Annotated in this window: 9 protein-coding genes; all 9 read right to left on the reverse strand. The window is 76.6% G+C overall.

What is annotated here, in order from left to right; genetic code table 11:
- Window positions 1-797: hypothetical protein (locus ACW0Q9_RS27035; protein ID WP_456186008.1), on the reverse strand; the 797-nt coding region annotated here is incomplete at its 3' end.
- A gap of 48 nt (window positions 798-845) precedes the next feature.
- The gene (locus ACW0Q9_RS27040; protein WP_456186010.1) at window positions 846-1,322 is read right to left on the reverse strand and encodes a hypothetical protein; all 477 of its coding nucleotides are present in this window, start codon (window positions 1,320-1,322) and stop codon (window positions 846-848) included.
- Window positions 1,319-2,239, reverse strand: coding sequence for a hypothetical protein (locus tag ACW0Q9_RS27045; RefSeq protein ID WP_456186012.1), 921 nt, complete (start codon window positions 2,237-2,239; stop codon window positions 1,319-1,321). Before ACW0Q9_RS27045 ends, ACW0Q9_RS27040 begins: the two co-directional genes overlap by 4 nt.
- Window positions 2,236-2,916, reverse strand: a complete 681-nt coding sequence (locus tag ACW0Q9_RS27050) for a phage tail protein (RefSeq protein WP_456186014.1) — start codon at window positions 2,914-2,916, stop codon at window positions 2,236-2,238. Before ACW0Q9_RS27050 ends, ACW0Q9_RS27045 begins: the two co-directional genes overlap by 4 nt.
- A complete protein-coding gene (locus ACW0Q9_RS27055; RefSeq protein ID WP_456186015.1) occupies window positions 2,897-5,515 on the reverse strand; it encodes a putative baseplate assembly protein in 2,619 nt (872 codons plus the stop codon). Before ACW0Q9_RS27055 ends, ACW0Q9_RS27050 begins: the two co-directional genes overlap by 20 nt.
- Window positions 5,512-5,949, reverse strand: coding sequence for a GPW/gp25 family protein (locus ACW0Q9_RS27060; protein WP_456186017.1), 438 nt, complete (start codon window positions 5,947-5,949; stop codon window positions 5,512-5,514). The genes ACW0Q9_RS27055 and ACW0Q9_RS27060 overlap by 4 nt, the downstream gene beginning before the upstream one ends.
- Window positions 5,946-6,284 (reverse strand): hypothetical protein, encoded by a 339-nt coding sequence (locus tag ACW0Q9_RS27065; protein ID WP_456186019.1) that lies wholly within the window; start codon window positions 6,282-6,284, stop codon window positions 5,946-5,948. The genes ACW0Q9_RS27060 and ACW0Q9_RS27065 overlap by 4 nt, the downstream gene beginning before the upstream one ends.
- A complete protein-coding gene (locus tag ACW0Q9_RS27070; RefSeq protein ID WP_456186021.1) occupies window positions 6,284-6,547 on the reverse strand; it encodes a hypothetical protein in 264 nt (87 codons plus the stop codon). Before ACW0Q9_RS27070 ends, ACW0Q9_RS27065 begins: the two co-directional genes overlap by 1 nt.
- Window positions 6,445-7,650, reverse strand: a complete 1,206-nt coding sequence (locus ACW0Q9_RS27075; protein ID WP_456186023.1) for a phage late control D family protein — start codon at window positions 7,648-7,650, stop codon at window positions 6,445-6,447. The genes ACW0Q9_RS27070 and ACW0Q9_RS27075 overlap by 103 nt, the downstream gene beginning before the upstream one ends.
- Window positions 7,651-7,738 lie beyond the last annotated feature (88 nt).

Here is a 7,738-nt window from a genome sequence, read left to right on the forward strand (position 1 = left end):
CCGGCGCTGCGGTAGCCTCTCGGCCACCGGGGTGTGCGAGGGGGGTGGCGGGAGGTGGTCGCGGTGGTGCGGACGGCCTTGACGATGGCGGGGATGGAGCCGATCAGCAGGACCAGGGCCCAGATCAGCGCCACCACGGCGAACACCACCGCGCCCAGGTCGTCGGTGACGCTGACCAGGATCCCCGGCACCAGGTGGTGCAGGAACTCCAGCGCCACCGTGGCGACCAGGGTGGTCAGCGCCAGCAGCACGAGCCCCTTGTTCTGCAGGAAGCGCGGCTGGGCGGCCAGCAGCAGCCCCGCCCAGACGAGCTTGAGCAGCAGCACCAGCCCGAGCAGCACGGTCGCGTCGCCGACCGGGAAGAATCCCCAGACCGCCAGGTACGCCAGCGTGCCGAACGGCGCGGCCAGGAACAGCGAGACCATCACGGTCAGCTCGACGAAGGCGACGATCAGCAGGACCAGCGACACCAGCAGCAGCACGATCGAGAAGACCAGGGTGGCCACCCCCTGCACCCGGCCCTGGATCCGGTCCGGCACCACCAGGCTCAGGCCGAACAGCCCGGTGGTCCAGAGCGCCACCAGGTCGATCAGCGCCAGGTGGCCGGTGCCCCGGCCGGACGGCTCGGTGACCGTGCCGACGTCGCCCAGCCCGACGCCGAGCTGTCCGGCGCTGTCCCGCAGCGCGCCACCGGCGTCCCCGCCGCCGGTGAGCGCCGCCGCCCCGAACTCCAGGCCCACCACCAGCGCGATGGCGAGCAGCGCCAGCAGCAGGAACGGTTTCCGCAGCTCACCCATGTCGCCCCTCCTTCCCGGCCGGCGCCGGTCGGCCGGGCCCGCGTCCGCTCAGGACCGGGCGACGGTGACCACGCACCCGCCACCTCCCGGGCACCGCAGGGCGACCTCGGTCTCCCCGTCCACCGCCACCGTCGCCACCGCCGTTCCGTCGTCGCCGGGCGCCACCTCGTCGGTGACGGTGACCTCGGCGTCGCCCGGCGCGGGGGCGGTCACCACGAACGGCGCCCCGCTGCGCAGCACCAGGCTGCGCAGTCCGCCCGGATCGGCCACCCGCAGCCGGCAGGCGGTGCCGAAGCCGACCACCACGCCCTCGGGGGAGGGGCTGGGCGCGGCGGCGGGTGGCACGCACGCCACGGTCACCGTCGCCGGGTCCACCGCGCCGGCGTCACCGCCGAACCGGGCCAGCCAGCCGGGCCCGGCGGCCGGGTCGCCCCGGTCGTGCCGGCCGCCGGCCACCCCCACCACGTAGAGCACCACCAGCAGCCCGGCGAGGGCCGCCAGCAGCACCTTCTGCCGCCCGCTCACGGCTGGAGGAGCTGGGTGAACCGGATCTGGTCGACCCCGGCGAAGTACCGGTCGGTGCCCTGTGTCCTGCTCACCGCCACCAGGGTCAGCGTGTGCGGGCCCCGGGCCAGCTCCACGGTGCCCACGTCGACGAAGTCGGTGACCACCACCGTCGGGGTGAAGCCGAAGAAGGTGTCGCCGACCTGCCGGCCGTCCACCAGCCAGATGGTGTTCGCGTAGTCGAACGAGGTGGTGCGCACGGTGGAGAGCCGCCAGGTGCCGCCCGTGGGCAGGTCGACGGAGACGGTGACCCGGTCGCCCACCGCCCGGCCCAGGAAGAAGAGCTGGGCGTCCGCCGACCAGACCACCTCGCAGCAGTTCGGCTGGGACACCACCTGCGCCGCCGCCGCGGTGGTCGACCGCACCGTGGCGCCGGAGACCAGGCTCTCCGCCTCCACGGTCACCACCTCGGCCCGCGGCGGGGGCGGCGGGTCCTCGCCGCGGGTCACCAGCCACACCACCACCCCGCTCACCACCAGCAGCAGCGCCGCGGCGGCCGCGAGCCACGGCCACGGCGCCCGCTTCGGGGGTACGACCGCCCGCACGTCGTACGTCACGCGGCCGCTGGACCGGGAACTCTCCTCGGGCGCGGTGTTCGCCGAGTACGCGAAGCCGGTCATGTCGTAGCGCCGGGGCGGGGTGCCGGGCGGCACGGCGAGCCGGACCAGGAACGACACCGAGCCCTGGCCGGGCACCACCCGCTGCGGCTCGGCCACGGTGAACCAGCCGCGCTGGGTGCCCTCGCCGGGCGCCACGTCGAAGACCACGGTGTCCGGCGCCTCGCCCGGGTTGGAGACGGTGAAGGTCAGCTCGCCGCAGTTGCGGGCGTCCAGGGTGAACTGCTCGGCGGCGGCGACGACGGTCCATTCGGTGGTCATGACGGCTCCTCTGACGGCTGCTCGTGGGGTGCGGGGGACGGCACGCGGGCCCGACCGACCGCGGGGACGGACGCCACCCCGGTGGCCGTGCCCTCCGGGTCGTCGGTGCCGGTCCCGGGCGGCTCCGGGTCGTCGGCGACGGGGTTGGTGGAACCCGGGCCGGGGCCGGCGGCCGGGTCGGTGGTGACCTCGACGGTGACCGCGGCGGGTTTCTCCGCCTCGACGATGCGGGTGACCAGGGCGAGCCGGTCGGCGGCTTCCGGCGGCACCCGGACCACCACGTGGAACGGCCGGTCGGCCGGCTCGTCCAGCACGAACCCGGTCACCCCGGTGGCCAGCTCCAGCGCGGTGCGCATCCCGTACGGGGTGCCCCGCCAGCGGGCCAGCAGCGCGCCGTGCGCGACCAGGTCCCGCAGCCGACCCAGCGGCAACGGCAGCGGCGCGTCCGACCGGGGCGCGGCGACCACGTGGTCCATGGCCACCCACCGGGTCAGGTACGCCACGAAACCCTCCGGCGTCCGGTACGGCGCGAACAGCGCGTCGACGTCGGCCAGCACCGCCTCGTCCGGGGCGTGCAGCGCCTCCATCACGTCCAGCAGCGCGCCCAGCACGCTGCCCGGGCCGGCGGCCCGCTGGTACGCGGCCGGCAGCAGCCGCTCAATCGCCGCTCGGCGCATCCTGCCGCACCACCTCGATGTCGTGCTCGCCGGAGCAGAGCAGCCAGGTGCCGGGGACGGTGACCACGTCGGCCGTGGCCTGGTTGGCGCTGGCCGTCCAGTCCTGCGCGTCGCCGCTGCGGTACACCCCGCGCTCGCCGCCGGCCAGGACCAGCCGGGCGGCCGCACCGGCGCCGGCGGGCGCGGTGGCGGCGATCGCGTCGACCGGGACGAACCGGGTCCGGTCCCGCAGCGGCAGCCCGCAGTTGACCGACACCGGCTGCCACTGCGGCTGCGCGGCCAGCGTGTCCAGCCGGACCACCCCGCCGCTCTGCGTGGCGGCCAGCGCCAGGGGGCCGCTGAACGCCAGGTCCCGGCAGGTGCCGCCGATCCAGCCGCTCGCCATCGACTGCCACTTCACGTCGGACTCGAACAGCCGGGTGCGGTGGCAGCCCTGCCCGGGCTTCTTCGGGTCCGGCTCGCCGGCGCCGCTCCACAGCAGGGTGGCCGGGCCGTCGTACTGGACGGCGAGCACCCGGTTGTCCACGTTGGCCAGGCCGACGTGGGCGAAGGTGCCGGGGCGGCCGGCGGCCGTGGACAGGTAGACCCCGAAGCCGGCCTGCGCGGCCACCGCCACCCCGGGCGCGCCCCGTTCGGAGACGAACGCCCGGACCGCGTAGAAGCCGCGGTCGGCGTCGGCCGGGTCGACCAGGATCTGCAACGGCACGGCCCCCGGCAGCAGGGACACCTCGTACAGGCCGGTGTCGGTGGCCAGCAGCAGCGCACCCGTGCCGTCCCGGTCGATCCAGGCCAGGTCGCGCACGCCGGAGTCGAGGTCGGTGAGCAGCGTCCAGGTCTCGCCGAGGTCGGTGCTCAACCGGACCCGGGAGCCGCCGGCGTCGCGCGTGGTCACCACGGCCACCGAACCGGCCCGGGGCACCACGCCGGGGCGGACCGGGGCGGGCGCGGGCACCACCCGGACCACGCTCTCGCCGTCGAACCGGCCGGCCGGCTCCCACCCCGCCCCGGCGTCGGTGGAGCGGAACAGCACCGGGCCGCGCCCGGCGTACCAGGTGCCCGGCTGGTACTGGTCGACGGCCACGGCCCGCACCTGGGCGTCCGGCGCCTCGTCGACCACGAACCGGACCGACTCGACGTAGCGCACACCGGGCTCGGCGTGCTCCAGCATCCGGTACACGTTGGAGGCCCGCAGCGGCTCGCCGAACGCCCAGCCCGCCGGGTTGAGCGGGGTCGGCAGCGGGCTGAGCGTCTGGTGCAGCCGGTCGTGGATGCGCCGGCGGACGGCGTCCACGTCCTCCTCGCGGCGGACCACCACCCGGGCCCGGACGGAGACCGCCTTGTAGCGCGCCCAGCCGGCCCGCACCGCCGTGCCGAGCGCCCGGCGCCGCTCCAGGTCGCCCTCCACCCGGCGGCGCGCCTCCTCGACCTCGTGCTCGCGCAGCACCGCCACCGGCAGCCGGCCGCCCGGGCGGGCCCGCTCCGGGACGTACGGCACCAGGACCACCTCGACCTCGCCGGGGCGGGCGAAGCTGTAGACCGACGCCCGGGTGAACGCCCGGGCCCGGGCCACCGCGCCGGAGCCGGCGGCCAGGATCTCGTAGTCCCGGGCGGTCACCGCGCGTTGCTGGGCGAAGAACTCGTACGGGCCGCGGGCCAGGGCCGACTCCAGCGACTCCAGGTCCCGGCCACCGGCGGCCGGCGCCGGGTTGTCCACCTTGAGCCCGGGCAGCGGGTCGCGGAGGCTGGTCAGCGTCCCGGCGGCCACGTTCCCGGCCGGCCCGCCACCGCAGCGGTACCAGAGCCGGACCTGCCGGCCGGCCGGCGGCACCGCCGCCACCGGGCCGGGCGCCCCCTCGACGCCCGGCCCGGCGCCGTCCGCCGGCCGCAGGTCCAGCGCGGGGGCGAAGGTGACCACCCCGGAGGCCCGGTCGACCAGGTAGACCTTGGCCTGCGGGCCGACGCCGGCGAAGCTGTCCACCGGCCGCCAGATCTCGTACGTGCGCCCCTCGTGCTCCCGGGCGGCGGCGCCCAGCTCCACCGAGCCGGTCGGCACCTCCACCCCGAGCAGCAGGTCCAGCGCCTCGGTGGTCCGGGCCAGCGGCGCGCGGGAGGCCCGGAACACCTGCCCGGCCTGCCCGGTGCCGGTGCCCAGCAGCTCCGCCTCGACCGGCTCGCAGTGGTGCACGCGTACCGTCACCTCGGTCTCCCCGGCGGGCAGCACGGCCGGCTCGGTGGTCACGAAGACGACCGGCCGGGGGTCCGCGCCGCGGGCGGCGGCCACCCGGGTGCCGGCCGGGACGCGGACCGCGCCCCGGTCCGGACCGGTCCGGGTGAAGCGGACGTCGGCCCAGGCGGCGGCCGGCGGGTGCCGGGTAACCCCGAGCAGGTTGAGGAAGGCCACGTACGCCTTCTCCGGCAACTGGTTCAGCCGGTAGATCATCACCTCGGTGAGGTAGGCGAACGTCTCCAGCAGCGCCATCCCCGGGTCGTGCGCGGAGAGGTCCGTCCAGTCCGGGCAGGACCGGCGGATCCGTTCCCGCGCCTCGGTCACCAGGTCGAGGAAGGCGCGGTCGTCCAGGTGCGGCACCGGCAGCGTCATGCGGTCGCCTCCTCGCCGGGTTCGTCGTCGACCGGGAGCAGGTCGACGGAGAAGAGCAGGTGGCCGGGGGAGAGGCTGGCCCGCACCCGGTAGTCCAGCCGGATCACCAGCCGCCACGGGTCGTCCGGGTCCGGCCCGGCGTCCACGTCGAGCACCTCGACCCGGGGCTCCCAGCGCCGGATCGCCTGCCGGACGTAGTGGATGGCCAGGCCGGCTGTGGTGTCGTCGTTGGGCGCGAAGACCAGCCGGTGCAGCCGGGAGCCGTACCCGGGGCGCATCAGCCGCTCGCCCGGCGTGGTGGACAGGAGCAGGAACAGCGCCTGGCGTACGGTCTCGTCGCCCTCGGTCATGGCCAGCCCGCCGGCGGCGGTCAGCGCGAGACCACCGGTGCGACCCGTGTCGAAGCCGGCGCCGACGAAGCGGAAGGCCCTCATGCGTCCGCCCCCAGGAAGGTCTGCCGCGGGTCGCGCACGGTGTGGTGGACCAGCCCGGGCGGGCTGCCGTCGGTGAGTCCGTCCAGGTGGGACAGCACCACGCGGTGCCCGTCGACCCGCAGCCAGGCGCTGTAGCCCACGGTCACCCGCAGCGTCTTCGCGCAGGGCTTGACGGTCGGCCCGTAGTTGGGACAGGCGGTGATCTCCCGCCCCTCCGGGTCGGCCTCGACCAGCACCGGCACGCCCCGCACGGTGACCCAGCGCTGCGACGGGCGGTTGGCAACCCGGCCGTCGTGGCCGCAGGTGATCAGCGAGTCGCGGTGGATCCAGCGCATCAGCCACCTCCGTGGGCGCGGGCGAGGGTACGGGCCTGGGCGGCGGCGGTCTCGGCGTCCTCGGCCGCCTCCGCCTGCAGGAAGTCGACGGTGCGGGCGCGCACCACCATGGCCCGGCCCGGCGCGGAGAGCACCAGGTCGCCGGCCGCGTGCACGGTGGTCAGCTCGGGACGCAGCTCGACGAAGCTGCCGCCGTCGGTGGCCAGCCGCAGGGCGCGCCCGTCGTCGTCGATGACGATCGACTGGCCGGTGCCGGTGCGCATCGACCAGCGCCGCGACCGCCCGGACACGATCCCCGCGTCGTACGGCTCGACCGCCCCGAACAGCGCGCCGAGCACCACGCCCGAGGCCGGCTCGCCGTGGTCTGCCCGGGCGCGGGCGGGGCGGTGGAGAAGCGGGTCAGGTGCCCGTTCGCGTCGAGCGTGTGCACCACCTCGGTGAGCACGTACACCCCGGCGACCGGGTCGGGGACGCCGGCCAGGGCGATCCGCCGGCCCGGGCGCAGCGCCGGGTCGCCCTCGGCCGTGCCCTCGGCGGTGACCAGCGCGGCGACCCGGGCGTCCAGCCCCGCCTGGGCGAGCGCGGCCAGCTCGTCGTCACTGCGGCCGGGCTGGTCGACGGCCGTGCGCACGCCGTCCGCGCCCACCCCGCCCGGATCCGGGCGCAGCGGGATGCGCCGGCCGGACCGGGCCTCGTCGGCCTGCTGGCGCATCGGCTCGGCGCGCTGCGGGTGCCAGCCCAGCGCGACGCACCCGCCGCCGGCCCGGTCCAGGTTCTCGACGACCCGCAGCGCGTGCACGGTGGCGCCGAGGGTGAGCGGGACCGGGTCGCCGTGGCCGTCGAGGGTCAGCAGGCGCAGCCGGTCGCCCTCCACCGCCAGGTGCAGCCCGGCCCGGCCGGCCACCTCGCGGAGCAGCTCCAGATCGGTGTGCCGGTGCTGGAGCAGCCGGTCCAGGCGCGGCCCGTCGGTGTCGGCGTCGACGGTGAGCCCCAGGTCGGCGCAGAGCGTCCCGGCCAGCTCGGCGGCCGTCACCGACTCGAACACCCGCAGCTCCTGCCGCTTGCGCAGCCGGTGCAGCGGGTCGTACGCCCGGATCCGCAGCAGCGCCGCACCGTCGCCGGCGTACTCCGCCTCGACGGCGGTCACCTCGCCGCTGAACAGGGCGTCGGGCTGGCCGTCCAGGCGCAGGTCGAGGGCGGCGCCGGGGCGTACCGGGGTGTCGAGGGCGGCGGCGCCCGGGGCGGTGGCCAGGGTGAGTTCGCACTGGGTCGGCTGGTCCAGGCGGGCGGCGACCCGGACCCCGCGCAGCCGCCGGGGATCGGCGAGCGGGGTGCCGTCGATCGTCACGGCGGCGGCCCGGATCACGGCGCACCTCCCGTGTCGGTACGGGCGCCGGCGGGGGGGGGGGCGGCTGTCTCTTATAAACAACTCCGAGGCCACGAGACCGTACTAG

This window comes from Micromonospora sp. I033, from assembly GCF_053890995.1.